Consider the following 23,874-nt stretch of genomic DNA (forward strand, 5'->3'; position numbering starts at 1 on the left):
CCGACAAACAGATGCGTTTCGCCGAAAGTGACGCGGCCTTCGATCAGTTGCGCGGTGCGGGCGACGATGAACAGCGCGTCGCCATATTGCTCGATCTTCGGCCGCTGGTGCGGATGCTCGGCGTCCTCGATCGCCAGCTCATGCAGATGGAACTGCGCCTTGACGCGCAGCAATAGGTCACGGTCAGGTTCTAGCAACCCGATCCAGACGACGTGACCCGATTTCTTGGCCCATTCGCCGGCTTCCTCGATCGGAATGTCGGCGATGCGCTTGCCGGCCGTATAGACACTGGAGGCAATGATGCCTGATGTCGGCGCCGCGGGCTTGAACTCTCGGACATATTCCATCGCAGCCTCCGGAAAGCAGGGCCTTTATCAAGGCCTGAGAAGCTTAACGCCGGGATAGTTTAGCGCAATATGATCTGGCGTTCGAGTGGACGAACGTTCATTTCGCCGAAAGCGGCGCTGACACGCTGATCTTGTCCGTCTTGTCGCCCTTCGGCCGGTCAGCCGGCATCTGGTCGCCGGTGACGATGTAATAGATGGTCTCGGCKATGTTGGTGGCRTGRTCGCCGATRCGCTCGATGTTCTTGGCGCAGAACAGCAGATGCGTGCAGGKCGTGATGTTGCGCGGATCYTCCATCATGTAGGTCAGCAATTCGCGAAACAGCGACGTGTACATGGCATCGATCTGGTCGTCGCGGTCGCGCACGAAGCCTATTCTGTCGACCGAGCGCGACGCGTAGACGTCGAGAACTTCCTTGAGCTGGGTCAGCGCCAGATTGGCCAGGGCCTCCAGGCCGCGGAACAGGCTGGTCGGCTGGCGGCCGTCGGTGACGGCGACCACCCGCTTGGCGACGTTCTTGCCGAGGTCGCCGACCCGTTCGAGGTCGGCGGAAATACGGATGGCGCCGACGATCTCGCGCAGATCCGTCGCCATCGGCTGGCGCTTGGCGATGATGATGATCGCCTTGTCGTCGATTTCGCGCTGCCCTTCATCGAGCACGGCGTCGTCACGGATGACCTTCTGGGCCAATCCCGGATCGGCATTGACGAGAGCAGCGACCGCTTGCTCGACCATGCGCTCGGCATGACCGCCCATCGCGGCAATGCGCTTGGACAGATACTTCAGCTCCTCGTCATAGGCGCTCATTATGTGCACGGACTGCATGGATGAATGCCTTCCCACGGGTTCTTGATCTTGAGTCGTTTCCTCGAATCCCCGCTGATACGCTAGCCGGATGACAGAAAAAAGAAACGGTTCCGTGGAAAACTAGGGCGATATCAGTGCGTCGGCAAATGAACCGAGAAGGCGGCGCCCTTGCCGACCTCCGACTTGATCGTCAGCCGGGCATTGTGACGCGTCAGGATGTGCTTGACGATSGACAGSCCAAGGCCGGTGCCTTTCTGGGTCCGGCTGKTTTCGACGTCGATRCGATAGAAGCGCTCGGTRATGCGCGGAATRTGYTCYTCGGGAATGCCRGGGCCGAAATCCCTGATGGTSACGTCGATGCCGGGTTCGGAACCGTCATCGGCGTGTGCGATCGACACCAGGACACGGCCGCCCGACTGGCCGTATTTGCAGGCGTTTTCCAGCAAGTTCTCGAAAACCTGGAACAGCTCGTCGCGATCGCCCGGCACATTGAGAGGCCCCTTGGCGAAATCGCGCTCGATGGCAACGCTGTTTTCGCGGGCAAGCGGGGCCAGCGAGTCGATGACGCTGTCGACGGTCTGGCGCAGATCGACCTCCGTCCCGGGCTTCAGATAGGGCTTCATCTCGAGCCGCGACAGCGACARCARATCGTCGATCAGGCGSGCCATGCGRCCGGTCTGGYTYTGCATGATCTGCAGGAAYTGCTCGCGCGCCGCCGGRTCGTTKCGGGCCGGYCCGCGCARKGTYTCGATGAAMCCKGMGATCGAGGCGAGTGGGGTGCGCAATTCATGGCTGGCATTGGCGATGAAGTCGGCGCGCATGCGGTCGATGCGCCGTGTCTCGCTCTGGTCCTTGAACACCAGCACATAGAGGTCGGTGCCGTGGCCGACCGAGGACGCGCTGACCCGGTAAGCCCGTTCGACCGGCAGCTTCTCGGTATAGTCGACGACATCCGAGGCGATCATGCCGGACAGCACGCTGTCGAGCAGGGTCTGCATTTCCGGCGCCCGGAATTTCAACGGCAGCGACAGGCCCGGTGCGATCCCGCCAAAGGCGGCAAAGGCGGCGGCGTTGGCATGGACGATGGTGGCGGCATGGTCGAAGATGATGAGCGGGTCAGCAACAGCCGCCGCCAGATATTCGCCCGACAGGCGCTGCAGGCCGATCGCCTCGATCGCGGCAGCACTCTGCGCGGACTGGCGCAGGCCCGCGGCCGGCAGCATCGCCGCTGCAAGCAACAGGAGCAGCGCCGGCACCAGCACGTAGGCGGAAACACCCGCGAAGGCAAAGGCGATAAGGACCGCGACGACACCGGCGGCTAGCAGCCAGCGGCTGTGCCACAGCCGGGTGGCCAAGGCTTGCGCCATGCCATTCTGTTCTGCGTCCAGGTTGGTCATTCGCTTGCGCGCCCGCGTCCCATGCCTTCGCATCCGCCGCACGGCAACGGAAACTTCCGCTGGACCGGTCCGGAGGCTCCCAATAGCATGAGTCCGTCAGCTGAAAAGGGTTCGTCTCGATGAAAAAAGCCAAGGAAAAGCCTGCCGCGCCGGCTTCAGGTCCGCTGAAGATCAGGATCGATGGCAAGGAACGGGAGTTCGACATCGAGAATCCCGAGCTTCCGGACTGGGTCGAGGACAACAAGCTGACCGCGGGCGGCTACCCATACGACAAGAAGATGAAGAGCGAGGAGTATGACGAGACGCTCGAGAAATTGCAGATCGAGCTGGTCAAGGCGCAGGCATGGCTGCAGGCGACCGGCAAGCGGGTGATGGCGCTGTTCGAGGGCCGCGACGCCGCCGGCAAGGGCGGCACGATCTTCGTGCTGCGCCAGTACCTCAATCCGCGCACGGCACGCAACGTGGCGCTGACCAAGCCGACCCCCACCGAACTGGGGCAATGGTACTACCAGCGCTATGTCGACCATTTCCCGACATCGGGCGAGTTCGTCACCTTCGACCGTTCCTGGTACAACCGCGCCGGTGTGGAACCGGTGATGGGTTTCTGCACGCCCGAACAGCATGAGAAGTTTCTCGACGAGACGCCGCATTTCGAGCGGATGATCGTCAACGACGACATCCACTTCTTCAAATTCTGGCTGAACATCGGTCGGGAAACGCAGCTCGAGCGCTTTCACGATCGCCGCTATAGCCCGTTGAAGAGCTGGAAGTTCTCGCCGATGGATGTCGCTGGCATCACCAAATGGGACGATTACACCAGGGTGCGCGACACCATGTTCGAGCGCACCCACAAGGAGTTCGCGCCGTGGATCATCGTGCGGGCCAATGACAAGCGGCGCTCGCGGCTGGCGGTGATGCGGCGCATCCTGTTGTCGCTGCCCTATGAGGGGCGCGATCTCGATGTCATCGGCAAGGAAGACAAGAAGATTATCGGCGAAGGGCCGTCATTCCTCGGCAAGGAAGGTTGATGTTTCCGCGCCGCGCGGCCAATGGGCAGCGCGGCGCGGTATCTTCGTAATTGCTCAGGCGGCGAGCCGGGCAATACGCTGAAGGCGGCGCAGCGTGGTGTCGTCCTGCAGCGCCTGCTGGAACAGCGATATCTCCTGGTCGATGCGGTCGCACAACGCGGCGGTGTTCCCCTTGAGCAAGCCGCGGGTCTGCAGCAGGGCGGCGACCGGCTTCTTGACGAGCTGCCTGGCTCGGCCGAGCGTCGCCTCCTCCACACCGTCATCCACGATCTCGGCGACGAGGCCGAGCGCCCTGGCATCCTCGGCGCGAAGCGTGTCGCCGAGGCAGAAGAAACGGAAGGCGCCGGCATAGCCGAGCTTCTGCGGTGCCAGGATGCTGGTCGCCGCGTCCGGCACAAGGCCGAAATCGACGAACGGCACCCGGAACGTGCTTTCATTCGAGGCGATCACCATGTCGCAGTGGAACAGGATGGTGCAGCCGACRCCGACGGCATCGCCRTCGACGCAGGCGAGGATSGGYTTGGGRAACGTCGCCAGCGTGCGGAACAGGTCGGTGACGGCGGCGATCAGCTTCTGATGCTTGGTGGCGTCGAGAAATTCGGAAAAGTCGCCGCCAAGGCAGAAGCAGCCCGCCAGACCACGCAGCACGACGACACGAACCTTGTCATTGTCGGCGGCTTCATGAAACGTCCTGGCAAGGCTTTCATAAGCCCTTCTGTCGAGCACCGGGCGGCCGTCATTCGACGACACGGTGACGATCAGCGTGTGGTTGCGCAGTTCGGGTTGCGGGTGCGCGCCCATCGGCGATCTCATGACGCCCGCCTTTGGCCGAACATATCGGGGTATCCCCTGGCCAGAACGGGAGCATGATGATTGCGGCGCGAACGCACCACGTCCAGCGTGTGCTCGTTGAAGGAGAGCAGCGTCGCCACGACCTGCTGATTGCCGTAGGTGCGCTGATAGCCCAGCGGGGTCGCCAGGAAATGCAGCTGCAAGGCGCGCAACACCCACATCGGCTCGAACTCGATGATCACCTTGTCGACGCCGCGCTTCAGCCCCCACTCGACGAAGCCGGCGATCAATTCGGTACCGACGGTCGATACGCCGCGACGGCCATCACGATAGCCGGCAGCCACCGCGTAACGGGTCAATTCCCAGATGTTGGGGCCCGATGGCGGCGTTCCTTCGGAAAGGTCGGTCAAAACCTCAGTCAGCAGATGGGGCCGCGTGGTCGGCAGCATCCTCTGATAGCCCGCGACCTCATTGCCTCTGATGACGATCTGATGCACCGCCTCGTCATGGTCGAACTGGTCGACTTCATATCCGTCCGGGCGCCGCAGGTCCTCCCACCCCATCTCCTCGACAAATATCTGGTAGCGCAGTCGATGGACGGCCTCCCAAAGGTCGGGACGTTCCATCAATTCCTGAGTTGTAAGACAAAAAAGCATTCCGTCGTCTCCTGGGTTTAAGAGGAAGATACGGCCGTGCTTTCTTGAGAAAATTGCGTGATCACGTAGGCGAGAAATTCTAGGTCGGCACGGCCGACCTAACTAATGTAGCCGCGCCTTATCGCTTCGGCGACAGCCTGGACCCGGTTGACGGCACCGAGTTTGCTTTTGGCGTTAAGAAGATGTTTCTCCGACGTGTGCTCGGAGATGCCGAGGATTTGAGAAATCTCCCATTCCGACTTGCCGACGGCGGCCCATTGCAGGCATTCGCGTTCGCGCGGGGTCAACTCGATATGGTCGATTGTCTTGGTCGCCATGGTGTGGAGTTGCATGGCGCGGCCAACGGCATAGGTCGAGACCAGCGACACCAGCCCGAACTCGGCGGCCGACAGTTCCACGGCCTCGCCACCCAACGACACCATGACGATCTGGCCATCGAGCGTGATCAGCGGAAAGGCCAGCCCGTCGCGCAGCTTGAAAGCGCCGGCATCGCCCATCACTTCGCCGCTGCTCTTGTCGATGCGGATGCCCTGGGCGGCTTCGCGCCACTGGAAAGGCGCCTGCAACTGCTTCATGTGGCTGACCACCGGATCGTGGTCGACATAGTTGCGCGCCACGTAGCGCTCCAGCCATTCGACGGGCCAGTCGCACAGCAGCACATGCTGCTTTTGCTGACCGGTCGGCGTGCCCGGCTGCGGAACGGTCCCGGCCATCAGCGCGGTCAGACCGAAATCCGACGTTACCCCCAACAATTTCTCGCAGACCGCCGCCGCCGTTCCGGCGTGCTGCAGTTGGTCTATGTATTCCAGCGTGCGATCGAACTGACCCATCGCAACATCAACCCCATGTTGCCTTATGCATTAAGATCAATGGTCCATGCATTGTCCGCACTTTGCCACCGACCGCGGATTGCAACGCGCTCATTTCCGGTTGTGGTTCTCGACCCTGATCCCCCAACCAGAGTAGCCACCGCTGTTTGCAAACGCGCTAAAGCATACCCTGAAATCGGCGCGTTGAAATCAAAAACCATTGTGCCTGTACCATTTTCGTACCAAAACCTGTGCGAATTACGAGTGCGGCGGAGTTCTATCGTGGCGTTCCAATGGAGGTCCCTGGTGCTGGCGTCGCTGCTGATAGCGGCGCTGCCATTGGCTGGCGGGCGCGCGGCGGAACCGCAGGTGCCGGTGTTGTGGGACGCCAAGGAACGGTTGCCCAAACCCGACCTTTCCGCGCTGCCACGGCTGCGCTTCCTGACGACCACGGATTTTCCGCCGTTCAATTTCCTCGATGGCGCGGGAAAACTGTCCGGTTTTCACATCGACCTGGCACGKGCCATCTGCGCCGAACTCGRCATCGYSGACAAATGCCAGATCCAGGCATTGCCCTGGGGCGAGCTCGAGGGGGCACTGGAGAAAGGCGAAGGCGAAGCSATCATCGCCGGCATCGCCGCRACGCCGSAATCGCGCYMGAMATACGSYTTYTCGCGCTCCTATCTGCAGTTTCCSGCGCGCTTCATCATGCCSAAGAGCAAGGCWTTTGCMGAACCGATYTTCGACAAGCTGCGMASCAAGCGCGTCGGCGTGMTYGCCGGCTCSGCGCATGAGCGCATGCTGCGCGAGTATTTCAACACGGTCCAGATCGTCTCCTTCGACGGGCCGGAAGCCCTCTACAGCGATCTCAAGGCGGGCAAGATCGACGCCGCGTTCGGCGACGGCATGCGCTTCGCCTTCTGGCTGGGCGGCTCGGATGCGGCCGGCTGCTGCCGCTTTGCCGGCGGTCCCTATCTGGCGCCCGAATATCTGGGCACCGGCATGGCCATCGCCACACGGGCCGACAATCCGGCGCTGGCCGCCGCGATCGATTACGCGCTGCAGGAGATTTCGATGAAGGACACCTTCGCCGAATTCTATCTGCGCTATTTCCCGGTCAGTTTCTTCTAGGGGCTGCCCCGCTCGCAGGGACTCAGGTCAGCGTGCGCAGCCGCGCCTTGGCCGCGCGGCCGATGGCGGCGACGGTCAGTGTGTCGAGATCGAGCTCACGGCGGATCAGCTGCAGCACCCGAACTTCTTCCAGGCGCATTTCAAGATCGACGGCGGCGACTTCGAAGGCGGCGGCATAGGCGGTGTCGCGCAGACGCTCCGGCAGGGCTTCGGCAACCTGGGCGAGGACACCCTCCAGGCCATCCTTCTCATGCAGCAGCTTCTGACAAGCCTGGGCGACGGGAACCAGCCGATCCTGCTTGAAATCCTCGAACACCGGCCATGAACGGACAACGTCGCCGATCCGGGCCAGTTCGACATCGGTCATGTCGCGGTCGGAGGCCGAGGTGATGACCATCAGGTAGATCAGGGCTTCATGCGGGGTCGGCGACGGCATTCTTTACTCCTTGAACGGGCCTCGAAGGTAGGAACGAGGGCCAAGGGCCGCAAGGAAAAAGCGCTGCGCTCGTTGACGCTCCGGCCACGCACGCCTAGAGACCGGTTGAAAATCGACACTGCGGCCCTATCAGGCGAATTTGGCCGGCGAATAATTGGAAACGTTGACATGGCGGGATCAAACATCATCGATCTCAACCCCGAACTGCTGGCGGCCGCGACCGAGAGCAAGGCGTGGCCGTTCGAGGAAGCCAAAAAGATTATCGAGCGCTACAAGGGCGCCGACTTTCCCGAAACCATCCTGTTCGAGACCGGCTATGGTCCGTCCGGCCTGCCGCATATTGGCACGTTCGGCGAGGTGGCGCGCACCTCGATGGTGCGCCATGCGTTCCGCGTGCTGACACAAGACAAGGTCGCGACCAAGCTGCTCTGCTTTTCCGACGACATGGACGGCATGCGCAAGATCCCCGACAGCGTGCCGGATCGCGCCGCGCTCGAGCCGCATCTGCACAAGCCGCTGTCTTCGGTTCCCAATCCGTTCGACGGCGACTATGCGAGCTTCGCCGACCACAACAATGCGATGCTCTGCCGCTTCCTCGACACGTTCGGCTTCGACTACGAATTCGCCAGCGCGACGCAATACTACAGATCAGGCCGTTTCGACGCGATGCTGCTGCGCGCCGCCGAACGCTATGACAAGATCATGGCGGTGATGCTGCCGACGCTCGGGCCGGAGCGGCAGGCGACCTACAGCCCGTTCCTGCCGATCTCGCCGAAGAGCGGCCGCGTGCTTTACGTGCCGATGAAGCATGTCGACGCTAAGGCCGGCACCATCACCTTCGACGACGAAGGCACCGAGACCACGCTTTCGATCACCGGCGGTCGGGTGAAGCTGCAGTGGAAGCCGGATTTCGGTATGCGCTGGGCAGCGCTTGGCGTCGATTTCGAAATGTTCGGCAAGGACCACCAGACCAATGCSGTGGTCTATGACCGCATCTGCAACATTCTGGGCGGACGCGCGCCGGAGCATTTCGTCTACGAACTGTTCCTCGACGAAAACGGCCAGAAGATCTCGAAGTCGAAGGGCAATGGCCTGTCCATCGACGAATGGCTGACCTACGCGCCGACCGAAAGCCTCGGGCTCTACATGTACCAGCGCCCACGGCAGGCCAAGAAGCTCTATTTCGACGTCATTCCTAGGGCCGTGGACGAGTATTACACCTTCCTCGCCGCCTACCCCAGGCAGGACTGGAAGGAGCGGCTGGGCAATCCGGTCTGGCACATGCATGACGGCAACCCGCCCGCCATCGATATGCCTGTGCCGTTCTCCCTGCTGCTCAACCTGGTCAGTGCCTCCAATGCGCAGAACAAGGATGTCCTGTGGGGCTTCATCTCGCGCCATACCAAGGATGTGACGCCGAAGACGCATCCGGAGCTCGATCAGTTGGTTGGCCATGCGATCCGCTATTTCGACGATTTCGTGCGGCCGACGAAAACCTTCCGGCCGGCCGACGAGGTCGAGCGCGAGGCGCTCGAGGCCCTGGACGCAGCTCTTGGCACGCTGCCGGCGGACGCCGGCGGCGAAGCGATCCAGAACGCTTCGCTCAACGTGGCGCGCAAGATCGAACGCTATCAGGATCATTCCAAGCAGAGCCCGGAAGGCGGCCCGGGCGTTTCGGGCGCCTTCTTCCAGATGATCTACCAGGTGCTCATCGGCCAGGAGCGCGGCCCGCGCTTCGGCTCATTCGCCGCGCTCTACGGCGTCGCCGAGACCCGCGCACTCATTCAGCAGGCGCTGGCTGGTCAACTGGTTTGACGGCGCCGCCCTCCTCTTTCAGGATTGAGCCCTCTTCCAGGATCGAGCCCGGCGCCTGTGGCGCCGGGGCCGGCGCGGCCGGCACCGCCGAGATGCCGGCAAGGTTCGGCGCCGACCCGAAAATGCCCTTCTTCGCGCTTTGTGCCTTTTCGCCGGCCTCGACATAGGGCCCGCCCTTGGCAGCACGCGCCCAGCCATTGTCGACCAGCCATTGACCGACATCCTGCTTGCCGATCCGGCATTCCGCAGCGATCCGGTCGCGTCCGCCTTCGGGCGGCACCGTGCAGACCACGGCGCGGCCGCGCAGGAAGGCGCGGAACGCGGTGCGCGCACGGATGCCGCACGGCCAGGATTTGCCGTCGGAGGTGCAGGTCTCGTCCTGCCCGACAACATCGATGCCGGAAACCGCGACCGAATAGCCTTTTGCCTCGATCAGGCCGGCGGCCGTCGCGACCGGCTGGAACAGCTTTGTACCATCCCAGTCGTCGGGCATCTTCGGCTTGGGCGGCATGGCGAGCGCCAGCTTGCTCAATGGCTCGCGCGGCTCGACCCGCTCGAGCTCTCCGGCGGGCAGTTCCGGCGGCGCGACGACGTCCGGATCGATCGCCCGCGAATGCACCGCCGGCTTTGGCTGCGCAGCGGCCGGCGCGGGAATGGCTGACGTGGCCGGCTCGTCGGGCCCGGCATCGGTGCCGGCCTGTGAGATCGTGTCCGCGCCGGGATCGATCTGATCTACCGCAACAGTGCTTTCGCTTCCTTTCAGCGTGCGGCCGCCGGCGACGACCAAAGCCGCCATAACCGGGATCATCAGAACCGCCAGGACAAGATGAAGAAGCCTCATCTACTGGCTTGCCCAGACRATCCGCGCCACCCATTCGACATCACGCATGGCRATGTCGCGRTCSGGATGRTCGGGATTGAGCGAGACCARYRCGATCGMCTTKACSGTCTGGCGSTCGAGYACCTTGGCCATCACCTCGCCTGATGTGGTCTTGACGACGACGCGATCGCCCTTGCGGGTGACTGCACCCGGCTCGACGATGAGGACGTCGCCATTGCGGTAGAGCGGCAGCATGGAATCGCCTTGCACCTGCAGCGCATAGGAGCTTTCTGTCGATTGCGCCGGCAGTTCGACCAGATCCCAGCCCTGCCCCGCCGGAAAGCCGGCATCGTCGAAGAAGCCGCCAGCGCCGGCCTGGGCAAAGCCAAGCAGCGGCACGGAGCGCCGGTGAGCTGGTGTGGCGCCCGTGCGGCCTTCGATCAGCCCGGTGAATTCGTCGAGCGACGCACCCGTGGCCTCGATGATCTTGGCGAGCGATTCGGTCGAAGGCCAGCGCGGCCGGCCGTCCGACGACAGACGTTTCGACTTGTTGAAGGCCGTCGAATCGAGGCCCGCGCGCCTTGCCAGACCTGACGCCGAAAGCGAATAACGCTCGGCAAGAGCATCGATGGCGGCCCAGACGCGGTCGTGCGAGAGCATATCGTGCTCTCCTTCAAGACAGGAAAAAATGCCTTTTCCTTCTAGTCCGCGAATGCCGGTTTGTCCACCGGCCGCGCTCCCCTGGCGCACGTTTCTGCCGGTCGCGCAAATCCAATTCCCGGGATCAATCAGCCGCCTTGGCGAGGCTACGCAAACCCTGGTGCGACGTCATGAAACGCCGTTCAGCCTGCGTCGGGGGTCTCGGGTTTGCCGAGCGGCCAAGTGCCGCGACAACCTCATCGATATCGAGAAAGCGGCGCGCCTTGCGGTCGTAGACGCCGGCCGTCGTCAGGATCAAAGCGGCCCTCTCGCCATTGTCGAGGACGAAGCGGTGCTTGCCGATGACCTGGCTGCCTTCCCAGGTTTCGATCGAGGACACCACTTCGAAGCGGCGCCACAGCCTGATCTCGCGCGCATAGACCGCCTGCAGCCCGCCCATCATCGGCGCCCAGCCGTTCTTGCGCGCCAGCGTGATCAGCCCGGCGCGGACGAACAAATCGATGCGGCCGAGGTCGGCCAGCATCATATAGCGCGCATTGTTGAGATGGATGTTGAAATCGATGTCGGTCGGCAGGCAGCGAAAGGCCAGCCGGCTTTCACCGCCCATCATATAGGGGCCACGGCTTCGCGCAGTGGCCAGCATGCGCGCCATGCGCGCCCAGACGTACATAGTCCTGCGTCAGGCGGCCTGCTTCACGTCGCCCTTCGCGTAGGGGTCGAAGCGCTGGTAGAAGGTTTCGCCCTTCTCGGCCATGTCGATGAGCAGCCTGGGCGCCTTGAATTCGGCGCCGTACTTCTTCTGCAGCCCCTTGGCGATCTTGACGAATTCCTTGGCGCCGATGCCGTCGATATAGGACAACGCGCCGCCCGTGTAGGGCGCGAAGCCGAAGGCCAGGATCGAGCCGACATCGGCCTCGCGCGGGTCGGTGACAATGCCCTCTTCCATCACCCGTGCGGCTTCCAGCGCGATGGTGACGAGCAACCGCTGCTGCAGTTCCTCATAGTCGACCTTCTCSGCCGCSAGCTGCGGATAGAGRTCCYTCARKCCCGGCCACAGCTTCTTCTTGGCCGGCTTKGCCGGATAGTCRTARAAGCCCTTGCCGTTCTTGCGRCCGAARCGGCCRTGKKYGTCGACCAKSGTGTTGATCARCGCYATCTGCTTSGGRTCGACRGCCTTGTCGCCGAGATCCCTGATGGTCTGCTTCATGATYTTCTGGGCRAGGTCGATSGCCGTYTCGTCGGTCAGMGCCAAGGGGCCAACCGGCATGCCGGCGGCCTTGGCCGCATTCTCGATCATCGGCGCCGGCACGCCTTCGATCAGCATCTTGTAGGCTTCCGACATGTAACGCAGCACGCAGCGGTTGACGTAGAAGCCGCGCGTGTCGTTGACGACGATCGGCGTCTTCTTGATGGCGCGCACGAAATCGATCGCGGTCGCCAGCGCCTTGTCGCCGGTCTTCTTGCCCAGAATGATCTCGACCAGCATCATCTTGTCGACCGGCGAGAAGAAATGGATGCCGATGAARTTCTTCGGCCGCGYCGAATTCTTGGCGAGACCGGTGATCGGGATGGTCGAGGTGTTCGAGGCGAAGATCGCCGATGACTTCAGCACGGCCTCCGCCTGTTCGGTTGCGGCCTTCTTGACGGCCGAATCCTCGAACACCGCCTCGACGACGAGGTCGCAGCCAGCGAGATCGGCGTAGTCTGATGTCGGCGTGATCAGCGACAGGAGCTTGTCCCGCTCCTCGGGCTTGGCGCGACCCTTCTTGACCTGATCCGAGACCAGGCTGTCGGAATGCGCCTTGCCCTTGCTGGCGGACTCGATATCGCGGTCGAGCAGCACCACCGGGATGCCGGCCTTGGCGGTGACATAGGCAATGCCGGCACCCATGAAGCCGGCGCCGAGAATGCCGATCTTCTTGAATTTGGTTTCCGGCACGCCGGCAGGGCGGCGTGCGCCCTTGTTCAGTTCCTGCAGCGATACGAACAGCGAGCGGATCATCGCCGCCGCTTCCTTGGTCTGCATGATCTCGGTGAAATAACGCTGCTCAATCCTGAGGCCGGTGTCGAACGGCACAAGCAGGCCTTCATAGACGGATTTCAGGATCGCGGCGGCGGCCGGATAGTTGCCATAGGTCTCGCGGCGTAGAATGGCGATTGCCGGCGGCCACAGATTGAAGCCGGCAGGCGAATAGATCTGGCCGCCGGGCAGCTTGAAGCCCTTCTCGTCCCAGGGCTGGACCGCTTTCAGACCATTTTTGATCATCGCCTTGGCGGTCTCGATCAGCTTGGCCGGTTCAGCAATCTCGTGGATAAGGCCCATGGCCTTCGCCTTCTGCGGCGACAGGTTCTGGCCTGAGGTCAGCATCTGCAGCGCCTGCTGCTGATCGGTCAGCCGTGGCACACGCTGGGTGCCGCCAGCGCCCGGGAAGATGCCGACCTTGACTTCCGGCAAGGCCATCTTGACCTTGTCGGAGTCAGCGGCGACACGGCCATGGCAGGCCAGCGACAATTCAAAGGCGCCGCCCATGCAGGTGCCGTTGATCGCCGACACCCAGGGCTTGCCCGATGTTTCGAGCTTGCGCCACAGGCCGCCCATGCGGCCGGCATTGTCGAACAGAAGTTTCGCCGCCTTCTCCGGATCCTTGGTCTTTTCTTTGGCGAACACGGTAAGCATCTTCTGCAGCATGGTSAGRTCGGCGCCRCCGGAGAAGCTGTCCTTGCCCGAGGTGATCACCGCACCCTTGATGCYGGCGTCGGCCACCACCTGGTCGATGATCTTGTCGAGCTCGTTCATCACCTCTTCGGTGAAGACGTTCATCGAGCGGTCGGGCATGTTCCAGGTGACCAGCGCGATGCCGTCAGCGTCGGTGTCGAGGGTGAAATTGGTGTAGGTCATCTAAACCTCCTTAGGCGGCGATAGCGTCAGCGACGGCCGCGACCACGGCATCGGTTGTTACGATTGAAGCGAATTCGCCATTGAGATTGGACAAGGTCATGTCGTGGACCGCCTCGGCGCTTTCCGGCCGGCCGTCGAACCCCACGCGATCGAAAGTGTAGCAGGCGTCGCGAACCAGTTGCGCGTCGAAGCCGAGATTTCCGGCCATACGCGTCGTCGTCTCGACGCAGTGATTGGTGGTGATGCCGGCAATCACTAGCGTCTGGTGACCAGCATCTCGCAACCGCTTTTCCAGATCGGTGCCGATGAAGGCCGAGTTGACATGTTTGACCAGCACCGGTTCACCGGACAGCTCACGTGTCTGCGGTATCGGCTGATACCCGCTGCGTTCCGGTCGCAGCGCGGAGCCCTTCTCGGTCGAGGCGTGGCGAATATGGAAGATCGCGAGGCCTCTGAGCCGAAACGCCTCCAGCAGACGGGCCATGTTGTCGACGGCGTCGGGATTGTTTCTCCGCTTCCCGGTGCGCTCCCATTCGACGAACGCCATCTGTACGTCGATGAGGATCAAGGCGGGGTTCGAGGACACGTCTCTAGACCCGTTCGATGATCGTTGCGGTGCCCATGCCGGCGCCGATGCACAACGTTACCAGCGCGGTGTTGAGGTCGCGGCGTTCGAGTTCGTCCAGCACCGTGCCGAAGATCATCGCGCCGGTCGCGCCGAGCGGATGGCCCATGGCGATGGCGCCGCCATTGACGTTGATCTTGTCGTGATCGATGTCGAAAGCCTGCATGTAGCGCAGCACCACCGAGGCGAAGGCCTCGTTGAGCTCGAACAGGTCGATGTCCGACAGCTTCATCTTGGCGCGCTTCAGAAGCTTCTCGGTGACATCGACCGGGCCGGTCAGCATCAGCACCGGCTCGGAGCCGATATTGGCAAAGGTGCGGATGCGCGCGCGCGGCTTGAGGCCCATGGCTTTCCCGGCCTTTTTCGAGCCGAGCAGCACGGCCGCGGCGCCATCGACGATGCCTGACGAATTGCCGGCGTGATGGACGTGGTTGACCTCTTCCACCTCGGGATGCTTCTGCACCGCGACAGCGTCGAAKCCACCCATTTCGCCCGGCATGATGAAGGACGGGTTGAGCGAGGCGAGCGACTGCATGTCGGTCGAAGGGCGCATGTGCTCGTCATGGTCGAGGATGGTCAGGCCGTTCTGGTCCTTGATCGGAATGACGGAGTTCTTGAAGCGACCGTCGGCCCAGGATTTTGCCGCCCGCTTCTGGCTCTCGACCGCATAGGCGTCGACGTCGTCACGGGAGAAACCGTATTTGGTGGCGATCAGGTCGGCGGAGATACCTTGCGGCACGAACCAGCCGGGCAGGCCGACCGAAGGGTCCATGAACCAGGCGCCACCCGAGGCACCCATGCCGACGCGCGACATCGATTCAACGCCACCGGCAATCACGATCTCGTCCGCGCCCTGCGCGATCTTGGCGGCGCCGAGATTGATGGCGTCGAGACCCGARGCGCAGAAGCGCGATATCTGCATGCCGGGCGCCTTGGTGTCGTAGCCGGCCTCRAAGGCWGCSGCGCGCGGAATGACCGAACCCGCCTCGCCAACCGGATCGACGCAACCGAAGATGATGTCGTCGACGTTGCCGGTATCCAGCCCATTGCGGTCGCGCAGCGCTTCGAGCGTCTTGGCGGCAAGCCGCACCGCCGGCACCTCGTGCAGCGATCCGTCCTTCTTGCCCTTGCCGCGCGGGGTGCGCACGGCATCGTAGACATAAGCTTCGGCCATTTCCTTGCTCCTTGGGTTTGCCTGATGTCGCTCTCAGAGAGAGCGGCCAATCAGCAATTTCATGATCTCGTTGGTGCCGCCGTAGATGCGCTGGACGCGAGCGTCGCGGAACATGCGGGCGATCGGATATTCATTCATGTAGCCATAGCCGCCATGCAATTGAAGGCATTCGTCGACGACTTTTCCCTGCAGGTCGCTGAGCCAGTATTTCGCCATCGACGCCGTCACCGGATCGAGGCCGCCATTGATGTGGCGGGTGACGCAGTCATTGTAGAAGACACGGCCGATGGTGGCTTCTGTCTTCAACTCGGCCAGCTTGAACTGGGTGTTCTGGAAATCGATGATCGCCTTGCCGAAGGCCTTGCGCTCCTTGACGTAGTCGATGGTCAGCGCCAGCGCCCGCTCGATCATGGCGATCGCCCCAGTGCCGATCTGCAGCCGCTCCTGCGGCAATTGCTGCATCAGCTGGATGAAGCCCTGCCCTTCCTCGTGGCCAAGCAGGTTGGAGGTCGGCACGCGCACGTCGTTGAAGAACAGTTCCGACGTGTCGTTGGCCTTGAGGCCGATCTTGTCGAGGTTACGGCCGCGCTCGAAACCTTCCACCTCGTCAGTCTCGACGACGATCAGCGAGGTGCCCTTGGCGCCCTTTTCCGGATCGGTCTTGGTGACGACGATGATGAGATTGGCCAGCTGGCCGTTGGTGATGAAGGTCTTGGAGCCGTTGATCTTGTACTGATTGCCGTCCTTCTGCGCCCGCGTCTTGACGCCCTGCAGGTCGGAGCCGGCGCCCGGTTCGGTCATGGCGATGGCTCCGATCAGCTCGCCGGTGGCGAGCTTCGGCAGCCACTTCTTCTTCTGTTCCTCGGAGCCGTAGTGGAGGACGTAAGGTGCGACGATCGAATTGTGCAGACCGATGCCAAAACCGTCGACACCAACATGGCCGATGGCTTCGATGATGGCGCTCTCATGCGCGAAGGTGCCGCCGGAGCCGCCATATTCCTCCGGCATCGAAGCGCAGAGCAGGCCGGCGGAACCTGCCTTCAGCCAGCTTTCGCGGTCGACCATCTCGTTCTTCTCGAACTCGTCGTAGCGCGGCGCGATCTCCTCCGACATGAAGCGGGTTGCCATGTCGTAGAGCATGCCGACCTCGTCCGCCGCCCAGGCGGGCTTCGGCAAAGAGAGCACTTCGGCTGGATTTGTCGCCACGATTTCCTCCACGTTCCGACATTGTGGGCCGGCGCTGCCGGCCCGCCGAACCTAGAACGCTTCAGCAGGCAGCGCCATCAGCGTGTCCGCACCACTCGAAATACGGGCGAGGTGCGCCGAGGTCTCCGGCATGATCCGCTCCATGAAGAAGCGCGCCGTCACCACCTTGTTGTCATAGAAGGACTGGGAGCCGTTGGCGCCGGTCTTGCCCTGCGCCGCCTTGGCCATCTGCGCCCACATGTAGCCCAGCGCCACAAGTCCGAAGAGGTGCATATAGTCGGTCGATGCGGCACCGGCATTGTCGGGCTTGGCCATGCCGTTCTGCACCAGCCACATGGTYGCCGCCTGCAGATCGTTGAGGCCCTTCTTCAAYCCCTTGGTGAACGGCGCCATCTTCTCGTCGGCGCGGTTYTCCTCGCAGAATTCGCCGACCTCCTTGAAGAAGGCCTGGATGGCGCGGCCGCCATTCAAGCCGAGCTTGCGGCCGACGAGGTCGAGCGCCTGGATGCCGTTGGCGCCTTCATAGATCATGGCGATGCGGGCATCGCGSACGAACTGGCTCATGCCGTGYTCTTCRATGTAGCCATGGCCGCCRAACACCTGCTGCGCCATSACGGCGTGATCAAAACCCTTGTCGGTGAGCACGCCCTTGACCACCGGCGTCATCAGGCCGGTGTAGTCGTCGGCCGCCTGGCGATCCTTGTCGTCGGCGGAGCGGTGGGCGATGTCGGACTTGATCGCCGTCCACAGCGCCAGCGCGCGGCCAGCCTCGTTGAAGGCCTTCATGGTCATCAGCGAGCGGCGGATGTCGGGATGGACGATGATCGGGTCGGCCTTCTTGTCCGGCGCCTTGGCGCCCGAGAGCGAGCGGCCCTGCAAGCGGTCCTTGGCGTAGGCGACGGCGTTCTGGTAGGCGATCTCCGACAGTGACAGGCCCTGCAGGCCGACGCCGAGCCGGGCCTCGTTCATCATCGTGAACATCGCCTTGAGGCCGCCATTGGCCTCGCCGAGCAGCGTGCCTTCGGCCTCGTCATAATTCATGACGCAGGTCGAATTGCCGTGGATGCCCATCTTCTCCTCGATCGAGCCGCAGGAGAGCGTGTTTCTTGTCCCCGGATTGCCCGATTGATCGAGCTTGAGCTTCGGCACGATGAACAGCGAAATGCCTTTGACGCCTTCCGGCGCGCCCTCGATGCGGGCCAGCACCAGATGGACGATGTTGTCCGACATGTCGTGCTCGCCGGCCGAGATGAAGATCTTCTGGCCCGAAATCCTGTAGGTGCCGTCGCCATTCGGCACCGCCTTGGTGCGCAGCAGGCCGAGATCGGTGCCGCAATGCGGCTCGGTCAGGTTCATGGTGCCGGTCCAGGAACCCTCGACCAGCTTCGGCAGCCATTTGGCCTTCTGCTCATCGGTGCCGTGGGTGATGATCGCCGCGATCGCGCCCTGCGTCAGGCCGGGATACATCATCAGCGACATGTTGGCCGAGACCATGTATTCGGCAACCGCCGTGTGCACGGCATAGGGCAAGCCCTGGCCGCCAAACTCGACCGGTGCCGCCAGCCCCATCCAGCCGCCCTCGCGATACTGGTCGAAGGCTTCCTTGAAGCCTTTCGGCGTCGTCACCGAGCCGTCTTCGTGACGGACGCATCCTTCCATGTCGCCGACGCGGTTCAGCGGATGCATGACGTTTTCGGCGAGCTTGGCGCCTTCGGCGAGGATCGCCTCCAGCACGTCGGGCGTGGCGTCGGCAAATCCGGGAAGGTTGGAATAGCGCTGATAGCCCAGCACCTCGTTGAGCACGAACAGCGTATCMTGGACCGGAGCCCTGTATGTTGGCATGCTTTTTCTCCACCCTGCGGACCTTGTCCGACAGCCCCCGAATTCATGTCAGGGCAGCATGCGGACCCGTGTTGAAGTCGGGATAGCAAAAATTGACGTTTGCGTAAACGTCAATTTTTTCGATGCGACAAGATTTCCGCCCCGCCCATGCTTGAGGAGCCTATCGGCGCAACTTCGTGCAGGCCAGCGCCAAGGGATCAATTGGGCAGATGAAGGACAACGAAAAAGCCGCGCGGCAAAGCCACGCGGCTTAGATAGTCAGAAATCCGACAGAGTCGGAACCGGCAGTTTAGCTCGCGACGCTCGCCTGCGGTGCCGAGCGCTCGGTCAACATCTGGCGCACCGCCGACATCGAGCCGGAGAGCTCGTTGATGGCGTCGTCGATCAGCGCCCGCTGCTTCTGCAGGCGGGCAAGCTGCTTCTCCGACTTGTCCAGCGCCAGCCGCAGCTGCTTGGTGTTGGAGCCGGTCGGATCGTAGAGATCCATCATCTGCTTGACGTCGCGCAGCGAGAACCCGACCTTGCGGCCGAGCAGGATGAGCTTAAGCCGAGCCTTGTCGCGGCGCGTGTAGAGACGGGTCGAACCGTCGCGCTGCGGGTTGAGCAGGCCCTTGTCTTCGTAGAAACGCAGCGTGCGCAGCGTCACACCGTATTTCTTGGCCATTTCGCCGATGCGGACGAGATCCTCGCCGGCTTCGATAGATGCATTATTGGTATTGGCCGCGGTCTCGCCGGCCGAGATAAGCTTCATGGTCACTGGCTTTCCCCGTCTGGTGGCGTCGCGGTCCTGGACCATGCGTCGCCTGACTGGAAGCGGGGGCGTGCTTCCGGCCGTGGTTTCGACAAACAAAATCGCAAACAGCACACTCAAATGCGCCTTTTACGTTTACGTCAATTCTATACCGATAGCCGCCTCATGACGCAAGGGGCGTTCTGAGAAGGTGCTTTATGCCGCAGCGCGGACGGCGAAGCCAACTTCCTTGCAACTTCTTAAGCTTGGTTAACGCGTTGTTTACCACGTTGGGGGAAATGTGGGCGCGTCGGCTACCCGTGTTTATCCTGTATCGAATTTTTCACGGTTTTTCGGAGCGCGGGTGAAACCCCCGGGAAGCTTGTCTTCCACCGTGGCAGCGCGGTCGCCTTCGTTCCGGCAGGGACTTGGGGAGCTGGTCGCAAGCCGGCCAATCTGAAAGACGGACGCACCGATGAACAGCAAGCGGTCCTATCTCGATACACTCAACGCCGGCAGGCAGCGCAGGCCGCAGACCACGCTCGAGCAACTGAACCGCTCGCTGGAGACGCTGGAACAGCGACTGGGGCAGACCCGCGAGGAGGTGACGGCACGTCCGGCTCCGCGCCAATACGGCGCCGACCCGCGCTATCCAGCCACCGATCCGCGCTCTCCCGCGGAGCCACGTTATCCCGCCACGCAACCAACCGCCCAGCAGCGCTGGTACGAGGACCCGCAGCCGGCGCCGCGCCCACAGAACCCGGCGCCCGCTCCCGGCTTCGACCAGAACTACCAGGCCATCGCCCGCGACATCGACCGCGTGCGCGGCCAGGAAGACAGCGTCGCCATGGTTGGCAAGATCGCCGGCGAACTGCGCGGCATGCGCGAGGAGCTGCGCCACCAGATGACGGCAGGCCTGCAACGCGAATTCGACGCGCTGCGCAAGGATATTGATCGCGCCTTCCAGGCGAACGCCAAGCCCGGCGCGGCAGGCAAGGGCAGCGCCGAACTCGGCGTCGAATTCGAACGGCTTTCCGGCGCCATCAAAACGCTGTCGGAGAAGAGCGACGACAGAAGCGTCAACCTGCTGCGGCTGGAGCTCGAGCAGGTCAAGGCCGCGCTCGACACGCTGGCGCGCGAGGAGAGCGTGCAGAAGGTCGACCGCCGCTGGGACGACTTCGACCGCCGCTGGACGGCTTTCGAAGACCGCGTCGACGCCGACCAGCGCAAACGTTCCGACGATCCCGCCCTTGCGGCGCTGACCGACCGGCTGGAGCAGATCAGCAACGCTGTCAACAATCTGCCGGAATCGCTGTCGCTGCGCTCGCTCGAGGAAAAGGTCCGTACGCTCGCCGGCGCCGTCGAACACTTCGCGGGCCAGCAGGACAATCGCGGCAGCGACACGCTTGCCATGATCGACGAGCGGCTGGACGAGATTTCCCGCGCCATCGTTGCCTCGACCGTCGCGGCACAGGCCAATTCGGTCGACCACGAAGCCTTTGAACGCATCGAGAAGCGGATCGACTCGCTCGCCCGGCAGATCGAGGAAGTGGCGCAGGACCACCCCGGCAACGCGGTCATGGATCGCCTGGGCACGCTGTCGAGCCGGGTCGACGAACTCGCCGGTCGCGCCAATTTGCCCGAACAGGCAATGGAACGGCTGGCCAAGCAGATCACGCTGATCGCCGACAAGATCGACCAGGCGCCGGCCATGCCCGATGCCGACTATATCTTCCAGGGGCTTGAGCAGCGCTTCGACGTGCTGTCCAGCATGATGGAGCGACGCCAGGGCGACGCCATCGAACAGGGCAACATGCTGTTTCGCGATCTCGAGCGCCGCCTGGACGAAGTTGCCGACCGGCTCGATCAGCGCATCGCGCCGCAAGTCGACAGCGCCGGCATCATGGAAGCCATCGATGCCCGCTTCACCGCACTCGCCACGCGTATGGAGACGCGCGCTCCCGATCCTGCTGGCGAAGCAGCGATCCGTGGACTGGAAAGCCGGCTCGAGGACATTTCCAGCCGGCTCGACGCATCGGCGGCCCAGGTGGCCGGCATCGATCCGGCGCTGATCCGCAGCCTGGAGGCGCAAGTCGCCGGCCTGTCCGCCCATCTTTCCAGGCCGAGCACGCCGCTGCCGGAATTCGAAGACATCAGCCCGCGCCTCAACGATATCGAGAAGACACTGGCCGGGACCCGCGATTCCATCCTCGGCGCGGCACGCGAGGCGGCCGAGAACGCGGTGCGTTCGCTGGCTGGATCGAACGCCAACGCGTCAGCAGTTTCCGGGCTCGCCCAGGATCTGAAGACGCTGGAAACGCTGACGCGGCGTTCCGACGAGCGCAATTCGCGAACTTTCGAGGCCATCCACGACACGTTGCTCAAGATCGTCGACAGGCTGGGGTCGCTGGAGACCAGCGAACCGTCCGAGGCGGTAAGCGAGCTTCTGGACACCCGCCAGGACGAGGCGGTCGGCAAGCGCCGTACACGGACCGCCAAGATGGCTGTCGAGGCGCCGTCCCTGGATATCGACGAGCCGATGCCGCTGACCGGAGACATGGCCGATCTGGACGGCCGCGCCGCTGCGATATTGGGCAACGAGCCGGGGCCGCGTGGCGATTTCGGTACGCGTAGCGACCTGGGCACGCGCAGCGACCCGCGTGGTGACTTGGGCACTCGCTCGCCGGCGGAAGCCGCCGCTGCCGCCGCCATCGCCGCACTCGGTTCCGACACCATTGCCGAGAAAGACCAGCCGGCAGGCCGCAAGTCGATGTTCGGCGGGCTGGCACGCGCTTTCAAGGGCAAGAAGGCGGCGGACGTTCCGCCGCTGGCCGGCTCGGCGCCAAGCGCCGACATACCGAGTGTCGATCTCGACGAGCCGCTCGATCCGAAAGTGGCCAACCGACCGCTGGAGCCCGGCTCGGGCGCGCCCGACCTGAATGCGATCATGAAGCGGGTGCGCGACGAGCGTGGTCAGCCGGCAAAGCTCAGCGAAAGCGACGCCGCCAAATCGGACTTCATCGCTGCCGCGCGGCGCGCGGCGCAGGCTGCCGCAGCAGAGGCCGACGCCTTGAAGCGCCAGTCGACGGTGAAAGGGCCAGTGAAAGCACTCAGGATCGGCGACCTGCTCAAGGCGCGGCGCAAGCCGATCCTGATGGCGGCGGCGGCGATCATGCTGGCGCTTGCCGGCCTGCAGCTCGGCAAGGCGTTCCTCTCGGATCCGGCCCAGGTGGCCAGCAACGACGCGGCACCAATCGTTGCCGCGCAGCCGGTGCAAACTGCATCCGTCGACACGGCTAGCCCGCCGAAGGCGGAAACTCAGCCTGCAGCGACGGACAGCGCACCGGCCCGTGCCGTCAGGCAGGCCGAACAGTCGGTGCCGGCAAGCAAGGACGAGATGGCGGCGCAGCCCGTTATGGCCATGCCTTCGGACACGGATGCAATGGCGAATACGGCGCCGGTAGCAGGGCCCACAGCGGCGCCTGCGGCTTCGGCCACCTCTTCCGGCCCGAGCACCACTGCCTCCGATGCGACCGCTTCGGTCGCTCCGGCGCCAGCCGCGCCCATTGCTACGACCCCGATGGATGCGACGGCTTCAGAGCCGGCCGCTGTCACCGGCGGTGCACAAGCGACGGATGCGGATGCCAAGCCGGTTGTGGCCGCGCCAACAGCTGCCAACGATGCCACCGCCAAGGACACCACCGGCGCGGTTGCACCGGCGGATGCGCCGGCAGCGGCCGCCACGGCCAAGTTCGACATTCCGGCCGACGCCGGYCCGGCCGCRCTGCGCGAYGCSGCYGCCGGYGGCGACGCCAAGGCGCTGTTCGAGATCGGYTCGCGCTAYGCCGARTCGCGCGGSGTCAAGGAAGACATGGCGGCRGCMGCCAAATGGTACGAGAAATCGGCMGARCTCGGCTTCGCGCCGGCCGAATACCGCATCGGCAATTTCTACGAGAAGGGCATCGGCGTCGCACGCGACATCAAGAAGTCGAAGACCTGGTACCAGCTCGCCGCCGAACAGGGCAACGCCAGCGCCATGCACAATCTGGCCGTGCTGTTCGCCATGGCCGCSGACGGCGTSACCGACAATGAATCGGCSGCGCACTGGTTCCAGGMRGCCGCCGACSTCGGCGTCAAGGACAGCCAGTTCAATCTCGGCATCCTSGCSGCCAAGGGCGTYGGCATGAAGCAGAACCTCGAGGAATCCTACAAATGGTTCGCGCTCGTCGCCAAGACCGGCGACAAGGATGCGGCCGCCAAGCGCGACGAGATTGCCAACGCGCTGCGGCCCGAGCAGCTCGAGCGGGCTCGTGCCGCGACCGAATTGTGGAAGGCCAAGCCGCTCAATGCGGCGACCAATTCGGCCGACATTCCCGAATCCTGGCAGGAAGGCACGCCGCAGACGACCGCCGGCATCGATATGAAGAAGGCGGTCAAGAACATCCAGCTCATCCTCAACAAGAACGGCTATGATGCCGGCGGCGCCGATGGCGTCATGGGCGAGAAGACCAAGAACGCGATCATCGCTTTCCAGACCGACAACAAGCTGCCGGCGACCGGCGCCGTCGATGAAAAACTGGTCCGGGCGCTGCTGGCGCGCAAATAACAGAGAAGCGTCGTTTCCACGACGCTCTTGCCACACATTTGCCTGTTAACTGATTGAGATATTTTTTGTTTCGGCGCGGCGACGGGGTTTGGCCCC

Annotated in this window: 20 protein-coding genes; 4 read left to right on the forward strand and 16 right to left on the reverse strand. The window is 63.4% G+C overall.

Going from position 1 to position 23,874, the window contains the following annotated elements:
- The 3 genes from AC1DX0_RS06570 to AC1DX0_RS06580 all read right to left on the reverse strand — a co-directional run.
- The coding region (locus AC1DX0_RS06570; RefSeq protein ID WP_477354733.1) for a CorA family divalent cation transporter at positions 1 to 347 on the reverse strand (347 nt) is incomplete at its 3' end.
- A 97-nt stretch (positions 348 to 444) separates the two neighbouring features.
- Positions 445 to 1,170 (reverse strand): phosphate signaling complex protein PhoU, encoded by a 726-nt coding sequence (gene phoU, locus AC1DX0_RS06575; RefSeq protein ID WP_477354736.1) that lies wholly within the window; start codon positions 1,168 to 1,170, stop codon positions 445 to 447.
- A 113-nt stretch (positions 1,171 to 1,283) separates the two neighbouring features.
- Positions 1,284 to 2,549, reverse strand: coding sequence for an ATP-binding protein (locus AC1DX0_RS06580; protein ID WP_477354739.1), 1,266 nt, complete (start codon positions 2,547 to 2,549; stop codon positions 1,284 to 1,286).
- Between the two features lie 119 nt (positions 2,550 to 2,668).
- On the opposite strand from AC1DX0_RS06580, the gene ppk2 reads away from it, so the two are divergent.
- On the forward strand, positions 2,669 to 3,577 hold the full coding sequence (ppk2, locus tag AC1DX0_RS06585; RefSeq protein ID WP_477222967.1) for a polyphosphate kinase 2: 909 nt from the start codon (positions 2,669 to 2,671) through the stop codon (positions 3,575 to 3,577).
- Positions 3,578 to 3,631: 54 nt separating this feature from the next.
- Here the strand turns inward: ppk2 and AC1DX0_RS06590 are convergent, their stop codons facing one another.
- The 3 genes from AC1DX0_RS06590 to AC1DX0_RS06600 all read right to left on the reverse strand — a co-directional run bounded on the left by AC1DX0_RS06590 (position 3,632) and on the right by AC1DX0_RS06600 (position 5,855).
- Entirely contained in the window at positions 3,632 to 4,378 is a 747-nt protein-coding gene (locus tag AC1DX0_RS06590; protein ID WP_477223169.1) for an enoyl-CoA hydratase-related protein, read from the reverse strand.
- Between the two features lie 8 nt (positions 4,379 to 4,386).
- Positions 4,387 to 5,025 carry an acyl-homoserine-lactone synthase gene (locus AC1DX0_RS06595; RefSeq protein ID WP_477222968.1) on the reverse strand — a complete coding sequence of 213 codons (639 nt, stop codon included), beginning with the start codon at positions 5,023 to 5,025 and terminating at the stop codon, positions 4,387 to 4,389.
- Positions 5,026 to 5,123: 98 nt separating this feature from the next.
- Positions 5,124 to 5,855: a helix-turn-helix transcriptional regulator gene (locus AC1DX0_RS06600; protein ID WP_477222969.1), complete on the reverse strand. Its 732-nt coding sequence runs from the start codon at positions 5,853 to 5,855 to the stop codon at positions 5,124 to 5,126.
- Positions 5,856 to 6,116: 261 nt separating this feature from the next.
- On the opposite strand from AC1DX0_RS06600, the gene AC1DX0_RS06605 reads away from it, so the two are divergent.
- Positions 6,117 to 6,965 carry a transporter substrate-binding domain-containing protein gene (locus tag AC1DX0_RS06605; RefSeq protein ID WP_477354742.1) on the forward strand — a complete coding sequence of 283 codons (849 nt, stop codon included), beginning with the start codon at positions 6,117 to 6,119 and terminating at the stop codon, positions 6,963 to 6,965.
- A gap of 22 nt (positions 6,966 to 6,987) precedes the next feature.
- On the opposite strand, the gene AC1DX0_RS06610 is transcribed toward AC1DX0_RS06605, so the two are convergent.
- Positions 6,988 to 7,401 carry a tellurite resistance TerB family protein gene (locus AC1DX0_RS06610; RefSeq protein ID WP_477222971.1) on the reverse strand — a complete coding sequence of 138 codons (414 nt, stop codon included), beginning with the start codon at positions 7,399 to 7,401 and terminating at the stop codon, positions 6,988 to 6,990.
- 168 nt (positions 7,402 to 7,569) lie between these two features.
- On the opposite strand from AC1DX0_RS06610, the gene AC1DX0_RS06615 reads away from it, so the two are divergent.
- Positions 7,570 to 9,216 (forward strand): lysine--tRNA ligase, encoded by a 1,647-nt coding sequence (locus AC1DX0_RS06615; RefSeq protein WP_477222972.1) that lies wholly within the window; start codon positions 7,570 to 7,572, stop codon positions 9,214 to 9,216.
- On the opposite strand, the gene AC1DX0_RS06620 is transcribed toward AC1DX0_RS06615, so the two are convergent.
- The 9 genes from AC1DX0_RS06620 to AC1DX0_RS06660 form a co-directional block, all read right to left on the reverse strand.
- Positions 9,182 to 10,057: a thermonuclease family protein gene (locus AC1DX0_RS06620; protein ID WP_477222973.1), complete on the reverse strand. Its 876-nt coding sequence runs from the start codon at positions 10,055 to 10,057 to the stop codon at positions 9,182 to 9,184. The genes AC1DX0_RS06615 and AC1DX0_RS06620 overlap by 35 nt on opposite strands.
- Positions 10,058 to 10,696 (reverse strand): S24 family peptidase, encoded by a 639-nt coding sequence (locus AC1DX0_RS06625; RefSeq protein WP_477354745.1) that lies wholly within the window; start codon positions 10,694 to 10,696, stop codon positions 10,058 to 10,060.
- A gap of 124 nt (positions 10,697 to 10,820) precedes the next feature.
- Positions 10,821 to 11,366 carry a thioesterase family protein gene (locus AC1DX0_RS06630; protein ID WP_477222975.1) on the reverse strand — a complete coding sequence of 182 codons (546 nt, stop codon included), beginning with the start codon at positions 11,364 to 11,366 and terminating at the stop codon, positions 10,821 to 10,823.
- Positions 11,367 to 11,375: 9 nt separating this feature from the next.
- Positions 11,376 to 13,595 (reverse strand): 3-hydroxyacyl-CoA dehydrogenase NAD-binding domain-containing protein, encoded by a 2,220-nt coding sequence (locus tag AC1DX0_RS06635; protein WP_477354748.1) that lies wholly within the window; start codon positions 13,593 to 13,595, stop codon positions 11,376 to 11,378.
- A gap of 10 nt (positions 13,596 to 13,605) precedes the next feature.
- Positions 13,606 to 14,181, reverse strand: coding sequence for a cysteine hydrolase family protein (locus tag AC1DX0_RS06640; protein WP_477222977.1), 576 nt, complete (start codon positions 14,179 to 14,181; stop codon positions 13,606 to 13,608).
- A gap of 4 nt (positions 14,182 to 14,185) precedes the next feature.
- Positions 14,186 to 15,394 carry an acetyl-CoA C-acetyltransferase gene (locus AC1DX0_RS06645; RefSeq protein ID WP_477222978.1) on the reverse strand — a complete coding sequence of 403 codons (1,209 nt, stop codon included), beginning with the start codon at positions 15,392 to 15,394 and terminating at the stop codon, positions 14,186 to 14,188.
- A 33-nt stretch (positions 15,395 to 15,427) separates the two neighbouring features.
- Positions 15,428 to 16,600, reverse strand: coding sequence for an acyl-CoA dehydrogenase family protein (locus tag AC1DX0_RS06650; protein WP_477222979.1), 1,173 nt, complete (start codon positions 16,598 to 16,600; stop codon positions 15,428 to 15,430).
- Between the two features lie 51 nt (positions 16,601 to 16,651).
- Positions 16,652 to 18,442, reverse strand: coding sequence for an acyl-CoA dehydrogenase (locus tag AC1DX0_RS06655; protein ID WP_477354751.1), 1,791 nt, complete (start codon positions 18,440 to 18,442; stop codon positions 16,652 to 16,654).
- Positions 18,443 to 18,731: 289 nt separating this feature from the next.
- Positions 18,732 to 19,193 (reverse strand): MerR family transcriptional regulator, encoded by a 462-nt coding sequence (locus AC1DX0_RS06660; protein WP_477223170.1) that lies wholly within the window; start codon positions 19,191 to 19,193, stop codon positions 18,732 to 18,734.
- Between the two features lie 454 nt (positions 19,194 to 19,647).
- On the opposite strand from AC1DX0_RS06660, the gene AC1DX0_RS06665 reads away from it, so the two are divergent.
- Positions 19,648 to 23,778, forward strand: a complete 4,131-nt coding sequence (locus AC1DX0_RS06665; RefSeq protein WP_477354754.1) for a peptidoglycan-binding protein — start codon at positions 19,648 to 19,650, stop codon at positions 23,776 to 23,778.
- Positions 23,779 to 23,874: the final 96 nt, after the last annotated feature.

Source organism: Mesorhizobium sp. P3_A9, from assembly GCF_056402975.1.